Source organism: Gluconacetobacter dulcium (genome assembly GCF_014174165.1).
Classification (GTDB): Bacteria; Pseudomonadota; Alphaproteobacteria; order Acetobacterales; family Acetobacteraceae; genus Gluconacetobacter; species Gluconacetobacter dulcium.
Genome location: NZ_JABEQN010000027.1, coordinates 1 through 22,144 on the forward strand (window position 1 = coordinate 1; position 22,144 = coordinate 22,144).

At 63.6% G+C, this 22,144-nt stretch carries 21 protein-coding genes; 9 read left to right on the plus strand and 12 right to left on the minus strand.

The window, feature by feature from the left end:
• Positions 1-327 precede the first annotated feature (327 nt).
• From HLH25_RS20590 to HLH25_RS17165, 4 genes are all read right to left on the minus strand, one after another.
• Positions 328-459, minus strand: coding sequence for a hypothetical protein (locus tag HLH25_RS20590; RefSeq protein ID WP_259657266.1), 132 nt, complete (start codon positions 457-459; stop codon positions 328-330).
• A gap of 41 nt (positions 460-500) precedes the next feature.
• Positions 501-1,661, minus strand: a complete 1,161-nt coding sequence (locus HLH25_RS17155; protein ID WP_182975236.1) for an arabinose transporter — start codon at positions 1,659-1,661, stop codon at positions 501-503.
• Between the two features lie 130 nt (positions 1,662-1,791).
• Complete coding sequence (locus HLH25_RS17160; RefSeq protein WP_246402636.1) at positions 1,792-2,556, minus strand: SDR family oxidoreductase; 765 nt, start codon at positions 2,554-2,556, stop codon at positions 1,792-1,794.
• Positions 2,557-2,779: 223 nt separating this feature from the next.
• Positions 2,780-3,454, minus strand: a complete 675-nt coding sequence (locus HLH25_RS17165) for an O-methyltransferase (RefSeq protein WP_182975237.1) — start codon at positions 3,452-3,454, stop codon at positions 2,780-2,782.
• A 224-nt stretch (positions 3,455-3,678) separates the two neighbouring features.
• On the opposite strand from HLH25_RS17165, the gene HLH25_RS17170 reads away from it, so the two are divergent.
• On the plus strand, positions 3,679-4,410 hold the full coding sequence (locus HLH25_RS17170) for a TetR family transcriptional regulator (RefSeq protein WP_220791879.1): 732 nt from the start codon (positions 3,679-3,681) through the stop codon (positions 4,408-4,410).
• A gap of 224 nt (positions 4,411-4,634) precedes the next feature.
• On the opposite strand, the gene HLH25_RS17175 is transcribed toward HLH25_RS17170, so the two are convergent.
• On the minus strand, positions 4,635-5,225 hold the full coding sequence (locus tag HLH25_RS17175; protein WP_182975238.1) for a hypothetical protein: 591 nt from the start codon (positions 5,223-5,225) through the stop codon (positions 4,635-4,637).
• A 16-nt stretch (positions 5,226-5,241) separates the two neighbouring features.
• Here HLH25_RS17175 and HLH25_RS17180 point away from each other — a divergent pair, with 16 nt between their 5' ends.
• The 3 genes from HLH25_RS17180 (at position 5,242) to HLH25_RS20075 (ending at position 6,974) form a co-directional block, all read left to right on the plus strand.
• Positions 5,242-5,727 carry a hypothetical protein gene (locus HLH25_RS17180; RefSeq protein WP_182975239.1) on the plus strand — a complete coding sequence of 162 codons (486 nt, stop codon included), beginning with the start codon at positions 5,242-5,244 and terminating at the stop codon, positions 5,725-5,727.
• 219 nt (positions 5,728-5,946) lie between these two features.
• On the plus strand, positions 5,947-6,354 hold the full coding sequence (locus HLH25_RS17185; protein WP_114726468.1) for a VOC family protein: 408 nt from the start codon (positions 5,947-5,949) through the stop codon (positions 6,352-6,354).
• Positions 6,355-6,584: 230 nt separating this feature from the next.
• The gene (locus tag HLH25_RS20075) at positions 6,585-6,974 is read left to right on the plus strand and encodes a hypothetical protein (RefSeq protein WP_220791880.1); all 390 of its coding nucleotides are present in this window, start codon (positions 6,585-6,587) and stop codon (positions 6,972-6,974) included.
• Positions 6,975-7,290: 316 nt separating this feature from the next.
• On the opposite strand, the gene HLH25_RS17190 is transcribed toward HLH25_RS20075, so the two are convergent.
• Complete coding sequence (locus HLH25_RS17190) at positions 7,291-8,313, minus strand: ketopantoate reductase family protein (RefSeq protein ID WP_182975240.1); 1,023 nt, start codon at positions 8,311-8,313, stop codon at positions 7,291-7,293.
• Positions 8,314-9,010: 697 nt separating this feature from the next.
• Here HLH25_RS17190 and HLH25_RS17195 point away from each other — a divergent pair.
• Complete coding sequence (locus HLH25_RS17195) at positions 9,011-9,316, plus strand: hypothetical protein (RefSeq protein ID WP_182975241.1); 306 nt, start codon at positions 9,011-9,013, stop codon at positions 9,314-9,316.
• A gap of 206 nt (positions 9,317-9,522) precedes the next feature.
• Here the strand turns inward: HLH25_RS17195 and HLH25_RS17200 are convergent, their stop codons facing one another.
• Complete coding sequence (locus HLH25_RS17200; RefSeq protein WP_182975242.1) at positions 9,523-9,975, minus strand: MarR family winged helix-turn-helix transcriptional regulator; 453 nt, start codon at positions 9,973-9,975, stop codon at positions 9,523-9,525.
• 14 nt (positions 9,976-9,989) lie between these two features.
• Here HLH25_RS17200 and HLH25_RS17205 point away from each other — a divergent pair, with 14 nt between their 5' ends.
• Positions 9,990-10,469: a hypothetical protein gene (locus HLH25_RS17205; RefSeq protein WP_246402638.1), complete on the plus strand. Its 480-nt coding sequence runs from the start codon at positions 9,990-9,992 to the stop codon at positions 10,467-10,469.
• Positions 10,470-10,799: 330 nt separating this feature from the next.
• Here the strand turns inward: HLH25_RS17205 and HLH25_RS17210 are convergent, their stop codons facing one another.
• The 4 genes from HLH25_RS17210 to HLH25_RS17225 all read right to left on the minus strand — a co-directional run bounded on the left by HLH25_RS17210 (position 10,800) and on the right by HLH25_RS17225 (position 16,773).
• Positions 10,800-11,942, minus strand: a complete 1,143-nt coding sequence (locus HLH25_RS17210) for a PepSY-associated TM helix domain-containing protein (protein WP_182975243.1) — start codon at positions 11,940-11,942, stop codon at positions 10,800-10,802.
• A gap of 247 nt (positions 11,943-12,189) precedes the next feature.
• The gene (locus tag HLH25_RS17215) at positions 12,190-13,131 is read right to left on the minus strand and encodes a helix-turn-helix domain-containing protein (protein ID WP_182975244.1); all 942 of its coding nucleotides are present in this window, start codon (positions 13,129-13,131) and stop codon (positions 12,190-12,192) included.
• A gap of 228 nt (positions 13,132-13,359) precedes the next feature.
• Positions 13,360-14,253: a transporter gene (locus HLH25_RS17220; RefSeq protein ID WP_182975245.1), complete on the minus strand. Its 894-nt coding sequence runs from the start codon at positions 14,251-14,253 to the stop codon at positions 13,360-13,362.
• A 72-nt stretch (positions 14,254-14,325) separates the two neighbouring features.
• Complete coding sequence (locus HLH25_RS17225) at positions 14,326-16,773, minus strand: membrane-bound PQQ-dependent dehydrogenase, glucose/quinate/shikimate family (RefSeq protein WP_220791881.1); 2,448 nt, start codon at positions 16,771-16,773, stop codon at positions 14,326-14,328.
• A 300-nt stretch (positions 16,774-17,073) separates the two neighbouring features.
• Here HLH25_RS17225 and HLH25_RS17230 point away from each other — a divergent pair, with 300 nt between their 5' ends.
• The 3 genes from HLH25_RS17230 to HLH25_RS17245 all read left to right on the plus strand — a co-directional run bounded on the left by HLH25_RS17230 (position 17,074) and on the right by HLH25_RS17245 (position 20,298).
• Entirely contained in the window at positions 17,074-18,654 is a 1,581-nt protein-coding gene (locus HLH25_RS17230; RefSeq protein ID WP_182975246.1) for a Na+/H+ antiporter, read from the plus strand.
• 338 nt (positions 18,655-18,992) lie between these two features.
• The gene (locus HLH25_RS17240; RefSeq protein WP_182975247.1) at positions 18,993-19,421 is read left to right on the plus strand and encodes a DoxX family protein; all 429 of its coding nucleotides are present in this window, start codon (positions 18,993-18,995) and stop codon (positions 19,419-19,421) included.
• Between the two features lie 61 nt (positions 19,422-19,482).
• The gene (locus tag HLH25_RS17245) at positions 19,483-20,298 is read left to right on the plus strand and encodes an alpha/beta fold hydrolase (RefSeq protein ID WP_182975248.1); all 816 of its coding nucleotides are present in this window, start codon (positions 19,483-19,485) and stop codon (positions 20,296-20,298) included.
• Positions 20,299-20,522: 224 nt separating this feature from the next.
• Here the strand turns inward: HLH25_RS17245 and HLH25_RS17250 are convergent, their stop codons facing one another.
• Positions 20,523-22,058, minus strand: coding sequence for an FAD-dependent monooxygenase (locus HLH25_RS17250; protein WP_182975249.1), 1,536 nt, complete (start codon positions 22,056-22,058; stop codon positions 20,523-20,525).
• Between the last annotated feature and the right edge of the window lie 86 nt (positions 22,059-22,144).

The following is a 22,144-nucleotide window of genomic DNA, read 5'->3' on the forward strand; positions in this document are numbered from 1 at the left end:
CGTCAGGTCTTCCGGCATATCACGGCGTCGCCGCGTCTTGCGGCCGCTCGCGCGCAACGCCTCTCCGATCTGTTCGCGGCCAAAGCTGCGGCTGATCGTCGCTATCCCGAGTCGATCACCAATTCCCGCGTCTCCATCGAACGCCGCTGCTATTCGCGCCATGCCGCTTCCCTCCTATCGGAGAGAACCTAGCAGATTATCACTCTAAGTGAACAGTATTGGGGGGATTCGTCCATCTGCCCAGGGAGACCCCGCACGCTCTGCGAACGGCGGATGCTTCGGTTATCATGGAGATTTCCGGTGTTGGGCCTTTCGGCATGACTTACGTCAACCCTGGGGATGATCCGTCGAAGGCGGAGTGAGGATGATTTTATCCTCTTCGAACATGGCCGCTTCCGCCTTCATATGAGACATGCGGCTTGACTGAAGGCGGCCACCCGTCATGACGATTATCGTCATGTCAGGCACCTCCATGCAACTCTGCACATCGGCGGCCGATTTCATCGGGCCTGCGCGATCAGGAAACCTGCCGCCGCCGCAATGCCACCAATCAGGAAAACCCCACTATATCCGGCTCGGTCTGCAAAGAGACCCGCAAGGGGGCCGGTCAGCCCATAGGCCAGGTCCTGGAAGGCCGTGAACCCGCCCATGGCCGTACCCCGCAGATGCGGCTGCACGAGGTGGACCACCTCCCGCCCCATGGCCGGAAAGATCATCGAGCAGCCCAGGCCCGTCAGGCAGGCGCCGGCAAGGGCGAGGATCGGACCGTGGGCGCCCCAGATCAGGAACTGCCCGAGCGCCTCGATGGCGAGCGAGCCGATGGCGACCGGCAAGCCGCCGAACCGATCCGGCAGATGGCCAAAGAGCAGACGCACCAGAACGAACCCGCCGCCGAAAGCCATGAAGCCAAGCCCGGCATGGCTCCAGTGCCGATGCAGGAAGTACAGCACGAAGAACGAACCGATCGCGGCGAAGCCGATGCCCTGGAGGCAGACGATCAGCCCGTAGCCCCAGATCCGGCCCATCACGCTCAGAAAGGACGGGCGTTCGGCGTGGGGATGCGGCGCGACGCCGGTCATCGCCAGGATGGCCAAGAGGCCGAGGCAGGGCAACAGCGTACTGACCGCCATGGCCCCGACGAACCCCAGCCGGTCGAACAGGACGAGACCGATGGGGCCGCCGACGGCAAGCGCGCCGTAGATCGCGGCACCGACCAGGGCCAGAACCGTCCCCGATCGCGCGGAACCGACCAGGCCGATTCCCCAGGCGATCACACCGACGCCCACCAGGCTCTCGCCGAGCCCGAGCAGCAATCTGCCGGCGACCAGGACGACGAAACCTGTCAGCGGAGCCTGGGTGAGCAGGCCGGCAACCAACGAGACCAGTGCCCCGCCAGCGTAGAAGGCCAGGCCACGTCCCACCGCTGCCTTGGCGCCGCGGCGATCCGACAGGTGGCCGGCATAGCCGCGCATCACGATGGTGCTGAGAAAGGCAATGCCGACCCCAAGCCCCGCCCAAGCATTGCCGAGCCCGAGGCGCCCGGTCACGTAGACCGGGACGACCGGCATGGGAATAGCGACGCATAGATAGGAAACGAACAGGACCACGACCAGCCCCAGCAGGCGGGCCTGCGCCGGGTCACGTATCGATCGGTAGGTCATATGGGAACGATCCGCCTGGAGCAGATCCTCTTTGAATGCGTGCATTCAAAGAGGTGAAGATGCTCGTCAAAACAATAAACGAGAGCATGTCCACCGAACCGGTTTCGATGGAAAGGCTCTGGCGTTGCGATCAGTTGCGGCCGCCATTTGCCTTGATGACCTGGCCGTTCACCCAACCGCTTTCCGGGCCGGCCAGGAAGGACACGACGCGGGCAATGTCGTCGGGCTCGCCGAGACGACCGAGCGGGATGTCGCCGATCAGGCGCTGGATGAGGTCTTCGGACCGGCCGGCGAAAAACAGCTCGGTGGCGACGGGTCCGGGCGCGACGGCATTGACGGTAATGCGGCGGGCGCCGAGTTCCTTGGCCAGGACATGGGTCAGCCCCTCCACCGCCGCCTTGGTGGCGACATAGACACCGTGGGCGGGAAGATAGGCGCCGATGATGCTCGTCGACAGGTTGATGATACGACCGCCGTCACGCACTCGCCGGGCACCCTCGCGCATGCCGTTGAAGGCGCCGGCAAGGTTGACGGCGATCAGGCGCTGGAAATCCTCGTCGGAGACCTGGGCCAGCGGCGCGGTTTTGCTAATCCCGGCATTGTTGATCAGCACATCGACAGGGCCATATTCGGCTTCCGTCTGGTCGAACAGTGTTTTGACGGCTTCAGGATCAGCCACGTCGGCCTTGATCGCTTTTGCGCGGCCGCCGGCCGCGATGATCGCAGCCACCACCGCCTCTGCTTCGGTAACGCTGGAAGCATAGTTGACGATCGTCTGGAAACCGTCGGCGGCAAGGCGCCTGGCCAACGCGGCGCCAATACCCCTGGAAGCGCCGGTGACGATTGCGGTACGGGACATATCGGTCATTTTAAAACTCCAGATTTCGACATCCATGTTTTCTGCTTTTGCGACGGCTGGCGTTCCACCACGCGGAAAAGCCTGTGGGCGGTTCAGAGCCTGACCGAAAATGCGGGCTGGTGAGCGAGAGCGGCCCGTCAGGGCCGCGCCCGGCGTGTGTTTCCGAGCATCGGAGCGGAGCGGCCTTGACGGCCGTGAGCACCGAAGCGCAGGAAACGCGCGGAGGACACGCCACCAGCGTGCATTTTCGGTCAGTCTCTCAGACAACGCGCATCGACATTTCGACATCGCCCGTGCACGGCACCGACATGTAGCCCTGCGCCGGCGCACGGACCCGGTCGAGATAATCGGGGCAATAATCGGCATTGTCGGCGATGATGAGCGCTCCCGGCCTAAGCCGGCTTTCGACCAGGGACAGAACCTGAAGATAAAGTCCCTTCGCGCCATCCAGCAGCAGCAGGTCGATCTCGTCCGGCAGCCCGGCCGCCAGCGTCTGCAGGGCGTCGCCCTCCCGGATTTCCACCAGGTCGCTCAGGCCGCCTTCCAGCAGATGCGCTCGTGCCCTGACGATTTTGGACGGCTCGAACTCCGCGCTGATCAGGCGCCCACCCCCATTGTCCCGGAGTGCTGCTGCAAGATGCAGTGTGGAGATGCCGAACGACGTGCCGAATTCCACGATCTTTCTCGCGCCCGTGCTGCGCGCCAGCATGTAAAGCAGCGCTCCGGTCTCCCGCGAGACGGCGAGCGGAACATCCTTCAAGCGCGCGTAGAAATCGCGATACTCGGTCTTGCTGCACATCAGGCGCGCTTGATCCTGCTCCGAGAGCGTCGACCAATACGCGGCCACGGAAGGATTGCCCGACCACGCCGCCTCGGCTTCTTCGAAAAGACGGTCGAGGAGAGGCGCCAGCGGGGCGGTCGTCAGCGTGTTCATAAAGATCTCCGGTCATGCTGAAGGCGTTGCTTGCCTCACGCTGAAAATACGACGAATCCGTCATATCGCGTAGTCGCATTGCCTTTATCTCGACGGAAAAATTTTGTATGTATTTGAATTTTATATAAAAAACTACACCAAACAGACCGCGCGGCGCGGACACGCGCCGCCCTCCTGAATGTCGCTATTCAGGTTTTGAAGCGGCTCCGCACAGGATCGAAAAAATGGTTCCGCCCCATGAACGCCAAGTGTCGCGCCCGACCTTGCACCGCCCGACCGATGCTCTAGTTTATTGTTTTGACGAGCCACTTTGGGCAAATGCCGTGTCAAATCGCCGACATCCCTCGATTTCCCTACGCAAGCGCCCCCAGCAAGCCCGCTCCGCGGACCTTGTCGCCACGATCCTGGAGGCGGCGGCTCAGGTGCTGGCTGCGGAAGGCGCCCAACGCTTCACCTCGGCCCGGGTCGCCGAGAGAGCCGGCGTCAGCGTGGGGTCGGTCTATCAATATTTTCCAAACAAGGCCGCGATCCTCTTTCGGCTTCAAAGCGATGAATGGACGCGGACAACCGATCTCCTGCGCGACATACTCGAGAACACGAGGATCCCCCCGCTCGAGCGGGTACACAAGCTGGTCCATGCCTTCGTGCAGTCGGAGTGCGATGAAGCGGAGATGCGCGTGGCGCTCAGCGACGCAGCACCGCTCTATCGGGATGCGCCGGAATCACGAACCGCTCAGGCTTCGGGAGACGCCATTCTCCAGCACTTCATGCGGGAGGTTCTCCCTGACGCACTGGATTGCACGCGCGAACTGGCGGGTGAACTGATCGGCACGACCCTGAGCCAGGTGGGGAAACATTTTTCCGAAAAATCTCGAACACCCGAGGAAGTCGAAGCGTTCTCACATGCCATGGCCGACATGCTCTGTGCCTATCTTGGTTCTCTCCAGTCCAGGTGAATGGAGGGCTTACCCTCCGGATCACACCAATGGCAACGACCGCCACCAGACAGGCAAGCATCGTGGGATAGCCCGATATGGGGCGGTCGCACGGAAAATAAGGTCGGGCTCTGCCCGAACCCGGCAAGGGCCTTGGCCCTTGCATCCCCATTCGTCGATCAGAAAAGGGGGGTTATGTCATCAGGTCGCGCAGGACCGGCAGACCGTCCGCTCATCCGGCTTGATTACCGGGTTTCCTCTGGCCGCGTACACCACAGAGCGCCATCGTGCAGATGCGGCATCGGACAGGCCGCGGAGGCACGCGGCAGAGGATCGGGCTTGCCGAGGCGGCGCAGAATATTGGGCATTTCCGCATCGATGACAGCCAGCGGATTGCCGTCGCCATAATGCGTGGCACTCCGAAAGCGCAACTCTGGACGATAGATCGTGGAAGCCTGGCCAAAGACCGTGATCCAGTATCCGTAAGGCGCATCGGCGGTCGGTTCGACCATGACGATATCGCTCGCCAGAGGACCATGTTCGATGACACGGATTTCCTGGTTATGGTTGCTCCCGACCGCGCGGGCGAACAGAGACCGGAACCGATCCGCGCCCCGGTCATAGGCCAGCACCTGCGTCAAGATCCAATGGCTGTTATTGGCGCTATGTGGGCCAGAGGTTTCCACCAGCAGACGTTTCCCGACGGGCAGAGAAAGAATCGCGACGCGATCGACCTTCCGCGTGGTCGACCAGACGGGATCGTCGCCGGGGTGGACCGGCGGCGCATCGAGCAGATCGCGCGCGCATCCCGGCCGTGCGCTCGTCTGAAGACACATTGTCATGACACCCGGGATGGAGGGATCGAGCCCGCTCGGGTCCGGCGTCGGCCCGCCTCGCGTCGCCGTCAGCGTCCAGCGGGATGCGGTGCCGAACGGGCCGGTCAAATCGAGCGCCGAGAACGGCGCCCCATCATCGGCACGAGCGGACGCAGCAAGCGCCGTCAGAGCCAGAAAGAAAACACATCCCCACGATGCCGTCCGCCACCAGCGCCACGCCGCCACATGCTCGCACCGACACACGAAAAACCTGAAACAAGAGGAGACGGAACCCACGAATCGCGTTCCTCAATCCCAGAAAACGGCACATCCCGCCGCCAATTACTTTAACATAACCCACGCCAACACCGCCAGCACAACACACGCGAATATCGGTAGCGAAACACCGATTCCCATCTGGTCGTCTACAGCTTTCACCCTTTTTCCGGCTTCGCCTCTTATTGGTCGTTTTCGTCATTCAATAAGCTTCTACGAAGCGGACTTGACTGAAGATGCCGCTTGACCGCTGCTGCTGGCGTCAGCAAAGTCGATTTTGCCTAAAAAGACAGCGATGCAGGTACGGTGACAACCTGCGGTCTCTCCGGAGACAGTCACGCTTGAGCGAATAAACCCGCTCTTGACCATGGCCGGACACGACGAGGATTGGCCTCGTCCGTGGTCGGTCGTCGTTGTCCATGTTGCGACCGGCTCGTGTCCGTCTCACCAACGGAAAGACACAGTCATGAAGCTGAACCACATCAACCTCTACAGCCACGATACTGAGGCTGATCGCGCAATGTTCGAACAATATTTCGGCCTGCGCACTCTCGTTGTGCGTGGAACCAAGATGGCCATTATGCAGGACAATGATGGGCTGGTACTGATCGTCAACCATTTCGACAACAAACTCGAAGGCTTCGATTATCCCAAGCGATTCGACATTCTGCACATTGGTTTCATCCAAAAGTCTCGCGAGGACGTCGATGCTCTCTATAAGCGCCTGAGCGGGGACGGCTGGGAGGTGCAGGTACCACGCGACGCACATGGCGCGTGGTCTTTCTACTTTCGAGCGAAGGGTGGCTACTTCATCGAAATCACGACATTAACGCCGGTTCGGCCCGTAGAAGCGTATCACGGAAACCCACAATAATGCCCAGCATGAGCGGCTGAGTAACCTGAACTGCTTGTCTGATCTGTGATGCGGGATCAGACAGGCAGCAACCGCCTCATTCCGGACAATTTGACGTCAGTCTGCACTTCATGGCACTATTTCACGCTAATTTTTATTAAATTTCATCACTTACAAACCGCAACGATTCCTGAGTAATTATATGAAGTTTTTATTGAAGTTCGTTGGGAACAAGCTCGGAGAATGCCCATATGTTTAGCAAGTTACTGTTACCGACCATAGCTATGGTTATTTTGTCTGGATGCAAAGGTCACGACAAGGTAAAAGTTATTCAGAATTTCATGACTTGTCAAAATTCTCCATCTGGAGCCATTACTGACATTGGAGGAGAACAAAAAACAGATCTGCTTTGTGAGTCTGCTATGCCTCTAAATTATCCGATGTTTCCATCCACTTCCTCCAGCCTTCGCTTTTCCTTGTCGAATATACCGGAGAAATACAGATCCGATATATTCAAACGTAGCTCTAGCGATAATCCTGTTTTTTCGGTAACAGCAGTTATCGACCGCAAAGATATTTCACCCCTAGGCTCTCCACCGAATTATATAAGCCATATCTACGAGATTCATGTAGTTCGGTGATGACAGCCGACATTCCGCGCCCCCCAAAGCTGCCTGTCTGCTTGAGGAAAATGAGCAGATAGACAGTAGCCTACAGAAACGGGGGAAGTACCGTGCCACGCCATCGGCACCGTATTTGCGCGCACGGTGGAAGCGTCAAAAAATTATGGGCAACCGGACGGGGCCGTTTAGGGCGACGACGCTTCGCTCGTCATTTTTATGCATCAATATCGGATAGATGTCCGGCTCGTTTGCATTTGACAATGTGCGCTGGCGCGGTGGTAGCATTCCGCCGAATGGACCCGCAGGGTCCATTCGTCGTGCATCGCGTCGCTGGTTATGATGCCTGTTCCTTTCCGGCCAGGGAACGGCGCTGAAAGGCGACGAGGCCGAGCAGGGTGTCGATGATCGGTGTCGGCACGGCCAGTGCGCGCGCCAGCGCCACCAGCGCGTCGCCGATCGCTACCGTCTCCAGGGTTCGGCCAGCGCGGAAATCCTGCAACATCGAGGTTTCGTGGGGGCCTGCTGCCGCCATCATGGCGCAGATCGTCTCGGCCGGTTTGAGGGTGGAAATGCCACAGGCCGCGCCGGTGGCGATCGCCTCGTCCAGTGAGGCGCGAATGATCGCGCGGGTGGCCGGGTCGGTCGCCATGGCTTCGAGCGTGGCGCCCGTGATCACCGACAGGGGATTCGTGGCCACGTTGGTGGCGAGCTTGGTCCAGATTTCGGCGTGGATGGCGTCGGTGACGTGAGCGTCGATCCCGCAGGCGTTGAGCAGGCCGGCGAGATGGGTCAGTCGGTCGCGGGTCGGGCCGGGTGCGTCGGGCGTGTCGGACGTGTCGGGTGCGGAACGCCCCAGCACCAGGCGCATCGGCCGCAGGGAGCGGATCTGTCCGGGGACTTCGATGGCGCAAAAGGCGTAGGCGACGCAGCCCGCGATCTGTCGTGCCGGCAGGTGGGCCGCCAGTTGGCCCGTCGGGTCCAGCAGGGGGGCGAGCGTGCGGAAGGCCGGCGGGGCGTCGTCTGCCGTCATCCACCAGGGGATGCCGTTGATGATGGGGACGATCAATGTGTCGGGGCCGACCGCCGGCAGGACCGCCGGGAGCAGGTCGGACAATTGATGCGATTTGACGGCGAGGAACAGGACGTCCATCGGGCCGGGCGCGCGCTCGGCGACGGCGGGGTGGCAGGTGAAGGTGGTCTCGCCTTCGGTCACGGTCAGGCCGTGCGTGCGCAGGCGCGACAGGGTTTCGCCGCGCGCGATCAGCGAGACCGATGCGCCTCCGCGTGTCAGACAGGCCGCCAGCGTGCCGCCGATGGCGCCAATCCCCGCGATGCAGATGTGCAGGGGGGCCGTCATGAACCGACGGCCGGCAGGGGGGTGAAGGCGGAATCATGTGTCATGCCATGCAGAGTGCAGGGTTGCCCCATACCGGTCAATCTGTCGGCAATCACGATCAGGGGTGGAGGCGCGCCTTTCGAATCCTCATCGGCGACATTCCGGGGTGGCGTCCCCTCGCCGCCCCTGGGCCGGTCCACGGTCCTGGCAGAGGAAACGGGTGACGGGGCCGTTAGACCTGTTTGAAACATGATGCTGCCGGCAGGCCGATGGGCGTTTGCGGCCCTTCGCGGCCGGTCGCCGTCAACCGGGCTGCGATGTGCAAAACACATGCCGGACGGAAGCCTGTTCCAGCCTGGTTTTGACGCGGCAGCGGAACTCCCTCACGCGGGTCCGCATGATTCTTTGCGGCGGGTGCTGCATCCGGCAGAGGGCCGGCCGGGAACGGGGATAGAGATGTCCATATCCGCCGCGCGCGCGGTGCATCCGGTGGCCACGACGATCCTGTTCGGCTGCGCTTATGTGCTGTCGTTGATCGATCGGCCGATCCTTTCGCTGATGATCGGTCCGGGAAGGGCCGATCTGCATCTGGATGATGTTCGGTTGGCCATCCTGAACGGTTTCGCGTTCGCGCTGCTGTATTCGGTGCTCGGGCTGGCGATCTCGATGGTGACCGGCCGGTTTTGCGGCCGCCGATCGTCGTTGGCGGTCTGGTCCTGTGGAGCCTCGCCACGATCGGCTGGGGACTCTCCAACGGGTTTGCGCGTCTGTTCATCTGCCGGATGGGGGTGGGATCGGCGACGCGGCGCTGGTGGCGGTCGTCTATTCCCTCCCGGCCGATGTCGTGCCGGTGGCGCGGTTGGGGTGGATCGTCGCCCTGTTTTCCGCCGGATCGTGCGTCGGGGTCGGCATTGCCTGTCTTTTCGGTGAGATGCTGATGGTCATGCTTCGGTCTGTCGGGGCGCGTGGGGTGGTTCTCGCGCCGGGGACGCTGTTCAGCGCCGATGGGAGTGCCGCCGAGTGACTGTGGTTCAACGTGGCGCGGGTGGACGAGGAGAGGGTGTGTCGGGTGGGGGTGGTGGAAGGCCAGGGTTCCACCCTGGACCCGCCAAAGGCGGTGCCTTTGGAAACCCATTTTTTTTGCAGTCGATTTTCGTGATGCGTGTTCTGCACACGTCGTCATTTTACAGGAGAATCCGGCGTAATGGATCGGGATGGCGGGGTGCCGGATCAGGTTGCCAGACCGTTGACGACCTGATGTAACAATTGCAGCAGCAATCGGCTTTCGTCGCCGGAGAGGCACGCGTGACTTCTGGCATTGATGGTTGCGACGGCGGCAGCGATATCTGGTAATTTTTCCGACGCCGCGGACGATAACGAGATCAATGCACTCCGTCGATCATTCGGATCGGGCGTGCGCTCGATCAGCCCGTCCCGCTCCATCCGCGAGAGGGTCTTGGCCATGGTCGACTGTTCTACCGCCGCAAGGCGCACCAGCGCGCTCTGGGACCGTGGTTGTCCATCCGCCAGAGCGAAAAATACCGGCAATTGCCCCGACATGAGACCGAAAGGACGCAAAGCGTCATCCATCTCTCGTGCGAAGAGTCTGGCCGCCCAGTTGACCATATAGCCAAGGGAGTGCTCTCGGGTCTGCCATTTATATGGCTTGCTATCTTCTATCATGGCTAGCTATGTAAATGCTTCCCGTTCATTCTCGCAAGGGCGATATCATGCAAAAACTGCTCCACCGCCTCCATCCGCTGGCAGGCGGGATCGCTATCCTTTGCATCGTCAGTTTCATGACGGCGTCTGTCGCCTCTGAATTATACGGAGACGCGCTTATCATCGCTGCCACCAAAGGTCGTATTCTGTGGGGACTGATGGTTCTCATTCCCTGTCTGGCCCTGACCGGTCTGTCGGGTTACCGCGCGGCGGGCGGGGCGCCGCGCGGTCTGGCAATCGTGAAGCTGAAGCGCATGCGGATCATAGGGATCAATGGCATCTGCATGCTCGTTCCCTGTGCCTTTTTCCTTGCGGCCCGCGCAGCGGAACTGCGCCTGGACGGGGTGTTCTATGGCGTGCAGAGTGTGGAACTTCTGGCCGGGTCCGTCAATCTTGGGCTTATGACCCTGAATTTTCGCGATGGGTTACGGATTGTCCGGGTACGGAAGAGATGACACGGCGAGAGCGGGACGCGGGGCACGCCCGTTCTGTCTTTTCGCGCATCGGAGCGGAGGATATGCCGACCCGGTGGCCTGGCGAACAGGCTCTTAAAAACAGATACCCAGCGTGCAGCCCGTGGAAACGGGAGCGTAATGCCCTTGCACATAATAAATGACGGCGGAAATGATCACGATCATCGAAGTCAGAGCGTAAAGCTCGTATTTCCGCATCTTCTGCATGTCCCTTTTTCAGGCGTGGGGTCGCCTGGGCGTTTGTTATAACACGCAGCCTTGTGGGGAGACCAGTGTGCGGAAAAAGGCATGGCTTTCCGGCGGTTGGGGTGTTCAGGCGGTGCGCGTGGGGTCGGGCACGGCTGCCACGCGGGCCTTGCGGGTGGCAGCGCCGCGTCGGCGCAGGACCCACATGACGCCCCCGGAGATCGAGAAATAGAGCAGCGCCGCGCCGGCGATGCCGACCGCCGTGCGCCAGAGACCGGCGATGACGGCGGGGCCGGCCAGCTTGGCCTCGTGCAGCGTGTGCAGCCACATGAAGGTCAGTTCGCCCGTGCGCTGCCGGGCCGGGTCGCGGGTGAAGCGCACCGTGCCGGCATCGGCATCGTACCGCACGGTGGCCGGGCGGTTGGGGCCGTAGGCCGGCAGGACGATATTGAAGGATTGCTCGGCCGGGTTGCCGCCCAAATGGGCTGACATGAGGACGACATCGGGCATCTGGGTGTGCACGGCGGCCAGGGCGGCGTCCAGGCCCTGTTCGCCGGGGATGGCGGGCGTGCGGTCGGGGTGGTGCGGGCGGCTTTGGGCCGGGCGGCCGCCGCCGCCCTGGACGCCGAAGAGCGGGCGGGCGAAGGGGAAGGCCAGGACCGCGCCGCTGAGGGCGAGGAACAGCATGACCGCCAGCGTCCAGAAGCCGAAGCTGATATGGGTTTCGCGCCACAGGCGATAGCCCCTCGCCCTGGACGAGACGAGGACCGTGCGGCGCCATTTGCCCGAAGCCCACAAGGCCGGGTGCGGCCACCACAGGAGCAGACCGGTGATGGCCATGACGCTGAGCAGGATGCCCATGGCACCGGTGGCATACTGGCCGTAGGGCAGCAGCAGCAGGTCGGCGTGCAGGTTGTGCAGCACGCGCAGCCCGTGGGGGAGGATATGCGTGCGGATGACCGCGGCGTGGGATGGATCGACCATCACCTCAAATTCCGGGTGGCGCTCGCCGGCCGGCCCGAAGGCGACGACCGCGCTGTCGCCCGGCCAGCGGGCGGGGTCGAAGCGCAGGGGCTGCGTGCCGGTGGGAGCCACGGCGCGCGCGGCGCCGATCATGGCCTCGGCCCCCATGGGCGGGCCGGCCACCGGGGCGGCGGGACGGCCCGCCAGCATCAGCGGCAGGACCACCAGCAGCAGCCCGGTCAGGCCCTGCAACGCGAACGGCAGGATCAGGGCCAGCCCGATCCAGCGATGAATTTTCCGAAGCACGCGCCACCATGTTAATGCGAATTATTCGCACATTATCGAACGTGCAACGTTCGTGCAAGGCGGCACAGTCCGGGCGGGTGATGCGCGGTCTGGAGAGGGTGCGGACGCACCGATGGGGGATGGGGATGGGGCATGGGAGCGGGGCATCCGGCGCGCGGCCGGCGCTGGTGGGTGCTGGTTGGCACGCATCGGAGCGGCCGCACGGAACCTGCGGCCGCTCCGTATTTTCGGTGAGGTTCCGCGCGGGTCATTCGATGCCCAGCATGCGCATCTTCCGATAAAAAGTGGCGCGGCTGATGCCCAGGCCGCGGGCCGCGCGGGTTACATTGCCTTGCGTGGTGGCCAGGGCGGAGCGGATGACGCTCTCTTCGGCTTTGCGGAAACTGGGGGAATCGTCGCCTTCCAGCGTCGAGAGCAGGTTGGGCTGCTCGCGGAGCATCTCGTCGGTCCACTGCATCAGGGTGCGGGCGGCGCGCGTGGCACCGACGACCTGGCCGTCGTCATCGACCGCGACCAGCGGCGCGGACATGCCGTCGGCCGTGTCGAGGAGCACGATCTTGCGCCCCTCATAGCGGTTACGGAACAGTTGATCTTCGATCCGCCGGCCGGCCTGCATGAGCGTGTCCATCAGCAGGGGGGCGGCGTGGCGCGAGGAATCGCCATGGAAGGCGGCGAGGTTGAGCGCGCCGATGATCTGGCCCTGTGCATCGAAGATCGGCGTTGCGAAACTGGCGAGCAGGGAAAAGCAGAAACGCCAATGCTCGCCCTGGCCCAGCACGATGGGGGTGCCGTCGCGGACGCAGGTGCCGACGCCGTTGGTGCCGGCAATCGCTTCGTCCCAGATCGCGCCCTGTTGCAGGCCCATCCGGCGGCAATGCGTCGACTGGGCCTCGTCCGCGCAGCGGGCCAGGAGCATGGCGTCGGTATCCGCCAGCAGGACCAGCAGGCCCATGGGATGCGCCAGATCGAACAGGCGCCGCATTTCGGGCTGGGCCGCCCGCATCAGCGGAGCGGAACGCCCGCTGAGATGGCGGAATTCGGCACCGCTGAAAATATCGGCCACCCAGCCCTGGGCCGGATCGACGTGGTGGGAGGCGGCGCATCGGTGCCACGAGCGTTCCACCATGATGCCGCCGGCGCTGTTTCGCGCCGTGCTGGTATTGTTCTTATTGGGAATTGCCCATTCCATCGCTTGCCGCGCCTGCATCGCTCACAATACGCCCAGCCCTGCCGCACCTGCCTCTTCCGTGCAGGAACGGCATCGCTTGAGCCTGTCGGGCTCTTCCGTGCCCTATTTTGCGCATAAAACCTATATGCGTTCTGTAGTCTTCACCGAGTCAGTCTCCTGATTAGGGCTTCTGGATCGGGCGCGGAGAGCAGGAGGGCGCGATGACCGCCCCTGTTCCGGGACAGGGAGCTACCAGAGATAGACGAGCTTGATGTAATAGGCATTGCTCTCTGGGGTGTTTCGACCCTCGACCGAGTGCGTATAGCGTGTTGTGAAGGAAAAATTCTTCGCGATATTGAACATCATGCCGACACCGAGCGCCACTTCGCGGCTGCTGGAATCCTTTACGTAGGCGCGGTGGGTGTTGTTGTAGGTGCCGGTCACGTTCTGCCAGTCGAGCGCGAAGAACGGTTCGAGCAGTTTGGTGGCCTTCCAGCTCCAGCGCAGGTTGGAATAGAACACGACGCCGGGGAAATAGCTGTTCTGGCCCCTGATATGCTTGGTCGAACCGACCACGGTGCCCACGTCGCCGTCGAAGCTGAAATGCGTCCATTCGTAATCGAAGATGAAGCTTGAGATGTTCGACCAGTAATTGGGCGAGGTGGCGTCGCGCGTGCCGACCGGCGTCTGCATGAAGGTCTGGAAGCCGAAGGTGCTGTGCGCGTTGGGTTTGAACCATGCGGCGGGGCCGACGATGGTGGGGCCGAGACCGCCGTAATTCTTGCCGTTGGCCAGCGTGAAGCTCTCGCCCTGGATGATTTCGAAGGCGAAGCCGACACCAGGAAGGGCGTCGAAACTGCGGAAATGGACGTATTTGGTCAGGCCCGACCAGGTGTGGCTGCCCTGCCCCGCCGTGCGCTGGCCCGAGCCGTTGTAGTACGAGCCGGCCGCGTTGCCGTCGCCGTACTGCACCAGCACGTTGAACGGTTTGAAATCGACCGGCAGGTCGTATTCGTGCGGGCCGATGATGCCCAGTGTGACATCCGAGGCGTGGGCCGCCGGGAGCGCGCCAAGCAGGAAGGCGCCGGGGATGGAAAAGCGGACGAGGGTCCGGAGCCATGCCGGCCGTTCTGTCAAACGCATTGGTTTGATTCCGTTGGGGGCGATGCCGGGCGCGCCTGAAGCGCGCCCGGTACCTGTTGTTATTATTATTGCTTATTGGGCGGTCGCGCCGGTTCCCTGCGCGCCGTCGAGTGTATAGGCGATGATGTAGTCGCCGCTGCGCGTGCCCAGGCCGCCATGGCCGCCGGCCGCGATCAGGACATACTGCTTGCCGCCGACCTCGTACGACATCGGGGTGGCCTGGCCGCCTGCCGGCAGGCGGTCGCTCCAGATCACCTTGCCTGTCGCCAGGTCGAAGGCCCGCAGGTAGTCGTCGGCGGTGGCGCCCATGAAGACGACGCCGCCCTTGGTCACGATGTTGCCGCCGATATTATACATGCCGGTGGGCAGCGGCAGGTTGGTGTGCGTCCGGAACGGGCCGGTGTCGCGGGTGGTGCCGACCGGGTGTTGCCACACGATCTTCTTCGTCACCAGGTCGATCGCCGTGATCGTGCCCCAGACCGGGCCCTTGCAGGGGATCTGCAACGGATTCAGCCACGGGTTGGTGTAGGCGATGTAGGGCGTGCCGTAATCCGGCGAGACCGACAGCGCGTCACCCTTGGCGGCGGGTTCTTCGCCCTTGCCGTCCCATTTCGGCAGTGTGCCGGGGCCTTCCAGCGTCTGGCGATGATCGAGCTTGATGCGGAACGGCAGGTAGCTCGCGTTCGCCAGCATGATCTTGCGCTGCGGGTCGATCGTGATGCCCTGCCAGTCGACGATGCCGTAGAACGCCGGGTAGACGATCGTGGTCCTGCCGATATGCGGCGGGGTGAACTGGCCGTCATAGGCCGACTGGCGGTACTGGATGCGGCAGATCATCTGGTCCAGCAGCGTGGCACCCCACATGTCGGTCTCTTTGAGGTCCGGCGGCGACACCGACGGCATGGCGGTCGGATAGGGCTGCGTCGGCGACACGCGGTCGTCGGGCGCGATGCCGGCGGTCGGCACCTTGCGTTCCTCGACCGGGTAGCCGGGGACCGGCTGGCCGGTGCGGCGGTCCAGCACGAAGAACTCGCCGCGCTTGGTGCTCTGCACCAGGGCGGGGATCATCTCGCCGTTCGGGCCGGGGAGGTCGACCATCGACGGGCCGGACGGGATGTCCATGTCCCACAGATCGTGATGCACGGTCTGGTAGGTCCAGCGGCGTTCACCCGTCACGATATCCAGCGCGATCGTCGCCGAGGAGGTGGCGTCGTCGAACGGGCGGCGCGAACCACCCCAGTTGTCGGGCGGAGAGTTGCCGGTGGGGATGTAGACCAGGCCCAGTTCCGGGTCGGCCGTGTAGACGCCCCAGGCGTTCGGCGTGTCGCGCGTCAGCACGTCATCCGGGCCGGGCTTCCAGGTTTCGGGCGTGTGGCCGGCATCCCAGGCCCAGGCGATTTCGCCCGTCGTGGCGTCGAAGCCGCGCACGGCGCCCGAGGGTTCGAAATTGGCCTGGTTGTCGAAGATCCAGCCGCCGGTGATCAGGCGGTTTTTCGCCACCAGCGGCGGCGAGGTCACGAAGTGGAAGCCGTGGGGCACATGGCCCAGATACTGGCGCAGGGAGATGAAGCCGTGATCGCCGAAATCGTCACACGGTTTGCCGGTTTCGGCATCCAGCGCCACGATCCGCACGTCGGCCACCGGCGAATAGATGCGCGTGCGGCAGCTCGTCTGGATTTCGTCCGGGATCTTGTAATAGGTCACGCCACGGCAGGAGAGATAGACGTTCTTTTCCTGATCCGCCTGCGCGGGATGCGGATCGAACTTCCATTTGACCTTGCCGGTCGCCGCATCCAGCGCCATCACCCAGCTATGGGGCGTGCACATGTAGAGCGTGTCGCCAACCTTGATGGGTGTGACTTCAAGGTTGAATTCATGGCCCTGGTCGGGGCCGGCGACCGTGCCTTCGCCATCCTGCCGGACATCGCCCGTACGGGTGACCCACGCGCGCTTCAACTGGCCGATATTGGCTTTGGTGATCTGGCCCAGGGGCGAATAGCGATCGCCGCCCATAGTGCGGCCATAGGCCTGCCAGTCGCCGGCGGGGATGCCGTCGGCGGCTGAATCGGCTTCCTGCGCCGCCATGCGGTCGGCCGGCACGGTGCCGTCGATCGAATAGGAGGTGAAGCAACTGATGACCAGCGCCAGGACGCTGACGCCGACGGCGCCGAGCATTTCGCGCTTTTCCGCCAGCCACCTGCCGCCCTGGCTCCAGACCCATGGCAGCAGCATCCACGCGCCGATGCCCACCAGGGTCAGCAGACGCACTTCCAGGTTCCAGATGTTGAACCCGGACTCGAAGAGCGCCCACAGGGTCGAAACCAGCAGCAGCCCGGCATAGAGCCGCAGCGCAAGTCTGGGCGACCTGATCCCTGTCACCGCCGCGCCGATCATGACGGCGCCGGCCAGGACATAGAACCAGGACCCACCGAGGACGGCGAGATAGCCGCCGCCGAGGAAAAGAAAGAGCCCCACAAGGGCCAGCAGGATCGAGGTGACGATCGAGAACACACTACTCATTTCGCGTATGTTCCTATTCTATAATGAAGTTTCCGTGATCCGGAACAACTCGTGAGGCTGCGGCCCCATGGCTATTGCCGACGAGCCTGCTTATCGGCAGGAAGGTTTTCCGGTCGCTACGATCCTGTAAGCTTTCTCACACGAACGTGTCTCGCCCCCTTGGCGACTGTCGCAAAGCTGAGACAATCGTCCGCTCCCCGGAGACCGCGGCGAAAAGCGGGGCGGTGTTTTTGAATCCGCCGTTCTATGAATTATGCATAGCTGCATCCCGTCTCCATGCCCTCTTCGCGGATCCCTTCCATGTCCGATGTCGCCCGCTACGAGTATTTCCTGTTCCTGCTGCTGGTGATTCTGGCGTTGGAGCGGCTGGCGCGGCGGCTGGCACTGCCGCCGGCGGCGGCCTTCATCCTGGGGGGCACCGGGCTGGCCCTGCTGCCGGAGACGCCGGAACTGACGCTGGACCCCGACCTGGTCATGGTCGTGTTCCTGCCGCCGCTGCTGATGAGCAGTGCGTGGTTCACGGCCTGGCACGAATTTCGCCGCAACCTGCGTGGCATTCTGGCGCTGGCGGTGGGCACGACGCTATTCACCACGCTGGCCGTGGGCGTCGTGGCCCGGCTGGCCGTGCCGTCGCTGCCCTGGGCGGTGTGCTTCACGCTGGGGGCCATCGTCTCGCCGCCCGATGCCGTGGCCGCCGAGGCCGCGATGGAGCGGCTGAGCCTGCCGGGACGCCTGACATCGCTGCTGCTGGGGGAGAGCCTGCTGAACGACGCCACGGGGCTGGTGCTGTTCCGCTTCGCGCTGGCGGCGGCGCTGACCGGGCTGTTCGACCCGATGGCGGCGGTTGGGGCGTTCTGCCTCGTCTCGGTCGGCGGGGTGGCGATCGGGGCGGTGCTGGGGTGGGGCGGGCTGTGGCTGATCCGCCGGCTGCGCGACAGCGACCTGGTGATTACCGCGACCGTGCTGCTGGCGGCGGCGTCCTATATCGGGGCCGACCGGCTGCATGTCTCCGGCGTGCTGGCCACCGTGACCACCGGGTTGATCCTGGGATGGAACCAGCATGCCGATTTCAGCGCCAGCACGCGCGTGCGCGGTCTGGCCTTCTGGAAGGTGATGGTCTTTCTGCTGCAATCGGTGCTGTTCATCCTGATCGGCCTGTCGCTGCGCGGGGTGCTGCACCGGCTGGAAGGGACGACGGACCTGCTGCACCATCTGGTGATTCCGATCGCCGCCATTCTGGGAACCATGATCGTCTCGCGCTTCGTGTGGCTGTTTGGTGCCGATGCGGTGCGGGCGGTGCTGCGCCGCTGGTGGCCGCGCCATTTCGCCGCCCCCTCCCTGCCCGAGACGATCATCATGGGCTGGTCGGGCATGCGCGGGGTGGTGACGCTGGCGGCCGCCCTTTCCCTGCCCGAGAGCCTGCCGGGCCGTGACCTGGCGCTGTGCTGCGCCTTTGCCGCGATCCTGGTCACGGTGTTGTTGCAGGGCATTACGCTGGAACCGCTGGTCCGTGCCCTGAACGTGACCGACGACGACGCGGCGCACATCCAGACCAACGAGAACGTCGCCTGGGTGCGGATGGCCGAGGCCCAGCTTCGGGCCGTCGAGCAGGCGTCACGCCAGCCCGACGGCACCGAGCGCCACCCGCGCCTGCTGGAACAATACCGCTACCGCCTGCGCGTGACCCGCGACTATGCCCACGACATGCCCGCCCACCGGCCGGAGGAAATCGCGCATTACGAGGCGGTGCTGGCGGCCATTCGTGCGGCGCGCGCCGAAATCCTGGCCCTGTATCGTCAGGGACAGCTCCATGACCATGTGCTGCGGGAGATGGAACAGGACCTGGACATGCAGGAAATCGCGGCGGAGGGACGGCTGTAGGGTATTCCTGCTGCGTCCGGCGATGCCGACCTGATCGCGTTCGGGCGCAGTTTCATCGCCAACCCCGAGCTGGTGGAGCGCCTGCGCCATGACTGGGCGCTCCACCGCTCCGACCGCGCGACGTTCTATGGCGGCGATGCGCGGGGCTACACGGACGATCCTTTCCACGACAGCCAGGGACCGTGCGGACAAGGCGTTTGAGGTAAAAAACGGAACCGATGTATTTCCGTTGTTTCTATTTCATCATCGACTAGTTGCTCATAACGTGATTGCAACGTCGACAGACGGAAACTTCGGATTTTCCGCTTTCCCCTGATTTCGCCACAGGATTGCCTGACATGATTACGCCCGCTACCCGCGATGTCGCCCTGCTTGCCGCCCGTATCGCCCTTTCGGCCCTCTTTCTCGTCATGGGGTGGGGCAAGCTGTCGGATTATTCCGGCTCCGTTGCTTACCTGGCGCAGACCGGCGCCCCCCTGCCTGCCCTGTCGGCGCTGATCGCGACGGGGGTGGAACTGGGCATCGGGGTGGCGCTGGTGCTGGGGGTGTTCGTCGAACCGCTGGCGTTACTGCTGGCCGCCTACACCGTCGTGACCGGTTTTATCGGCCATCATTTCTGGACCATGGAGGGGATGCTCCGGTACGACATGATGATCCATTTCTACAAGAATATCGGCATTGCCGGCGGGCTGATCGCGCTGGCCGTGGCCGGACCGGGACGGTTTGCCCTGCGGCTGGGCCGGGCCGCCAGGGTGCCGGCCCTCTGACAACGCCTCCACTCCCCTCCCCCGTGTGGCCGCGAACGCGGCCCGGACAAGAAACAGGACCATGACACGCTTTACGACTTCCGATGGTGTCGGCCTCTATTACAAGGACTGGGGCACGGGCCGGCCCGTGCTGTTCAGCCATGGCTGGCCGCTGAGTGCCGACATGTGGGACAGCCAGATGCTGCATCTGGCGGAAAACGGCTTTCGCGCCATTGCCTTCGACCGGCGGGGGTTCGGGCGCTCCGACCAGCCGTGGCAGGGGTATGATTACGACCGGCTGGCCGACGACATTGCCGAACTGATCGGGCATCTGGACCTGCGGGACGTGGTGCTGGTCGGGTTTTCGATGGGCGGCGGCGACGTGACCCGCTACATCGCCCGCCATGGCAGCGAACGGGTGGGCAAGCTGGCGCTGCTGGGGGCCGTCACCCCGCAATTCATGAAAACCGCGGGCCATCCGGTGGGGCCGGAGAAGAGCCTCTTCGACGGGATCCGCGCCGGGTTGCGGGCGGACCGCGCGCAGTTTCTCAAGGATTTCTCACCGGTTTTCTATGGCGTCAATCACGGCGCGGCGGTTTCAGACGGCGTGCTGGAGCAGACCTTGCAGATCGCGCTTCAGGCGTCGCTCAAGGCGACCCTTGATTGCGTCACCAGCTTTTCCGAAACGGATTTCCATCCGGACATGGCGACGATCGACGTGCCCACGCTGGTCATCCACGGCGATGACGACCAGGTGGTGCCGCTGGACGCCACGGGGGCGCTGGCGGCGAAGATGATCGCGAACGCGACGCTGACGGTTTACGACGGCGCGCCGCACGGGTTTGTGGTGACGCATGATGCGCGGCTGAAGGCGGACCTGCTGGCGTTTGTGTCGTAGGTTTCTTCACTTTCTGACGCGAGAGAAGAAAAAAAGCCTTTATTGCGCAGCGTATGTGCGCGATGGCCCGGGTGGGACCGGCATTCTGCCGGTCCTGTTGGAAGTTCGGCCGATCGTAATGAAGACCGGAAGAGAACGGATCGGTTCTGCAAAGGGCGTTACCCTTTTATCGGTCAAGGGTAACGCCTCTGCCGGGGATGCCCGACGCATCCGCCTTTGGGAGATCAACGTTCTTTCCGAGGGTTTCCAAACCATCTCAGGGCGGCTTGAAACGCCCCTTCGTCATCGGTGGCATGGTCGCTGGCCCAGGCGATATAACCGTCGGGCCTTACCAGTACCGCGTGCAGCCCCAGGTGCTCTTCTGCATCGCTCGCGACATAATCGACCCGTCCGGCCCAGCGATCCGCAAGGGCGCGAAGCGATGGTTGCGCGACGAAATCCAGCAGCAGGCCGCGCCCGGTGCGGAGATGGTCGTTCAGCCCTGTTCCGTCGGCCAGGGCGAAGTCTGGTGCGCTGTGGCCGGCCAGCGGGTGCGTTCCGCCGCAATCATAGCGGAGCCCGATGCCCGATACGCGCTCGGCAAAATAGGTTGCGGCATCGCGTGTTTCGATCAGATCGCGGATGATGGCTTCGAGCGCGCGTGTCGCGCGGCTCGGGCGCATGAGTGCGACCTGTGCCCGTGACCAGTCGAGGAGCCGCGCACCGACAGGGTGCCGCTCGTCAGCATAGCTGTCGAGCAGGTGGGGTGGCGCGTGGCCGCGGATTGTCGCGGCAAGTTTCCAGCCGAGATTCATCGCGTCGCCAAGCCCGAGATTGAGGCCCTGCCCGCCCAGCGGCGAATGGATATGGGCGGCGTCGCCCGCCAGCAGGATGCGCCCCCGACGGTAGTCGGTCGCCTGACAGGCGCGGTCGGTCCACGTGGTGGCACGTTTCAGTGCCGTGACCACGAGATCGGTGCCGGAGACCTTGCGCAGGACCGCCTGGATATGGTCGCGGGTGATCGGCTGCGTCCGGTGGCATGCGCCGGCATCGAAATCGGCCATCGTGACCAGGCCCGGCGGGGCGTAGGTGTACAGGCCCGTGGGGGTGGCGTGGCGGCCGGGTTTGAGGCTGGCCGGATCGGCCAATGCGATTTCGGCGGAATAGCCGGTCAATTCCGGCTCCGTTCCGGTGAAGGCGATCCCGGCCGCCTTGCGCACCCTGCTGCGGCCACCGTCGCAGCCGACCAGCCAGAGACCTTCGAACGTGCGACCATTGGCGCGCACGCTGACTTTCGTCTCGGACTGTGAAAGATCCTCGACTTTACAGCCGCGCCTGATTTCGGCGCCCATGGCGAGCGCACGATCGGCCAGCACGGTTTCGATGCCCGCCATATCGGCCGCCATGCCGCCGATGGGGCCGGGCAGACGATAGGGCCATGTCGCGCTGTCGATCTGATCCTGAAAGAACGGGATGCCGGCGAAGTGACCGGCAGCGCGGCGGCCTGGTCGCATCCAGTGCGCCGTGGCCGTGACGTCGCGATCGGCGGCACGGCTTTTGAGTGGGTCGAGCAGATCGCGGCGATCGCATGTTTCCATGGTCGCGACCGAAAGGCCGCGCAGTCCGAACGGCAGGTCCTTCAGGGGAGATGCCGGGGTCTGTGCCTGCTCCAGCATCAGGACCGAACAGCCCGCGAGGCACAGTTCGCCAGCGAGAAACAGCCCGACCGGGCCGGCGCCCACGATGATTACATCATGATATTTCGGAAACTCTACAGGCATGAACGGCTCCACTGTCGATGTTCGACCGGAGCGTTCCTGGCATCTGCCCCCGCGCCGGACGAACGACTGGATGCCCGGGAGAGCAT

Excerpts from the sequence above, each read along its gene's own strand:
- HLH25_RS20590 (WP_259657266.1), bottom strand. The coding sequence starts at position 459 with ATGACGATAATCGTCATGACGGGTGGCCGCCTTCAGTCAAGCCGCATG.
- HLH25_RS17155 (WP_182975236.1), bottom strand. The coding sequence starts at position 1,661 with ATGACCTACCGATCGATACGTGACCCGGCGCAGGCCCGCCTGCTGGGG.
- HLH25_RS17160 (WP_246402636.1), bottom strand. The coding sequence starts at position 2,556 with ATGGATGTCGAAATCTGGAGTTTTAAAATGACCGATATGTCCCGTACC.
- HLH25_RS17165 (WP_182975237.1), bottom strand. The coding sequence starts at position 3,454 with ATGAACACGCTGACGACCGCCCCGCTGGCGCCTCTCCTCGACCGTCTT.
- HLH25_RS17170 (WP_220791879.1), top strand. The coding sequence starts at position 3,679 with ATGGTTCCGCCCCATGAACGCCAAGTGTCGCGCCCGACCTTGCACCGC.
- HLH25_RS17175 (WP_182975238.1), bottom strand. The coding sequence starts at position 5,225 with ATGTGTCTTCAGACGAGCGCACGGCCGGGATGCGCGCGCGATCTGCTC.
- HLH25_RS17180 (WP_182975239.1), top strand. The coding sequence starts at position 5,242 with ATGGAGGGATCGAGCCCGCTCGGGTCCGGCGTCGGCCCGCCTCGCGTC.
- HLH25_RS17185 (WP_114726468.1), top strand. The coding sequence starts at position 5,947 with ATGAAGCTGAACCACATCAACCTCTACAGCCACGATACTGAGGCTGAT.
- HLH25_RS20075 (WP_220791880.1), top strand. The coding sequence starts at position 6,585 with ATGTTTAGCAAGTTACTGTTACCGACCATAGCTATGGTTATTTTGTCT.
- HLH25_RS17190 (WP_182975240.1), bottom strand. The coding sequence starts at position 8,313 with ATGACGGCCCCCCTGCACATCTGCATCGCGGGGATTGGCGCCATCGGC.
- HLH25_RS17200 (WP_182975242.1), bottom strand. The coding sequence starts at position 9,975 with ATGATAGAAGATAGCAAGCCATATAAATGGCAGACCCGAGAGCACTCC.
- HLH25_RS17205 (WP_246402638.1), top strand. The coding sequence starts at position 9,990 with ATGCTTCCCGTTCATTCTCGCAAGGGCGATATCATGCAAAAACTGCTC.
- HLH25_RS17215 (WP_182975244.1), bottom strand. The coding sequence starts at position 13,131 with ATGGAATGGGCAATTCCCAATAAGAACAATACCAGCACGGCGCGAAAC.
- HLH25_RS17220 (WP_182975245.1), bottom strand. The coding sequence starts at position 14,253 with ATGCGTTTGACAGAACGGCCGGCATGGCTCCGGACCCTCGTCCGCTTT.
- HLH25_RS17225 (WP_220791881.1), bottom strand. The coding sequence starts at position 16,773 with ATGAGTAGTGTGTTCTCGATCGTCACCTCGATCCTGCTGGCCCTTGTG.
- HLH25_RS17230 (WP_182975246.1), top strand. The coding sequence starts at position 17,074 with ATGTCCGATGTCGCCCGCTACGAGTATTTCCTGTTCCTGCTGCTGGTG.
- HLH25_RS17240 (WP_182975247.1), top strand. The coding sequence starts at position 18,993 with ATGATTACGCCCGCTACCCGCGATGTCGCCCTGCTTGCCGCCCGTATC.
- HLH25_RS17245 (WP_182975248.1), top strand. The coding sequence starts at position 19,483 with ATGACACGCTTTACGACTTCCGATGGTGTCGGCCTCTATTACAAGGAC.
- HLH25_RS17250 (WP_182975249.1), bottom strand. The coding sequence starts at position 22,058 with ATGCCTGTAGAGTTTCCGAAATATCATGATGTAATCATCGTGGGCGCC.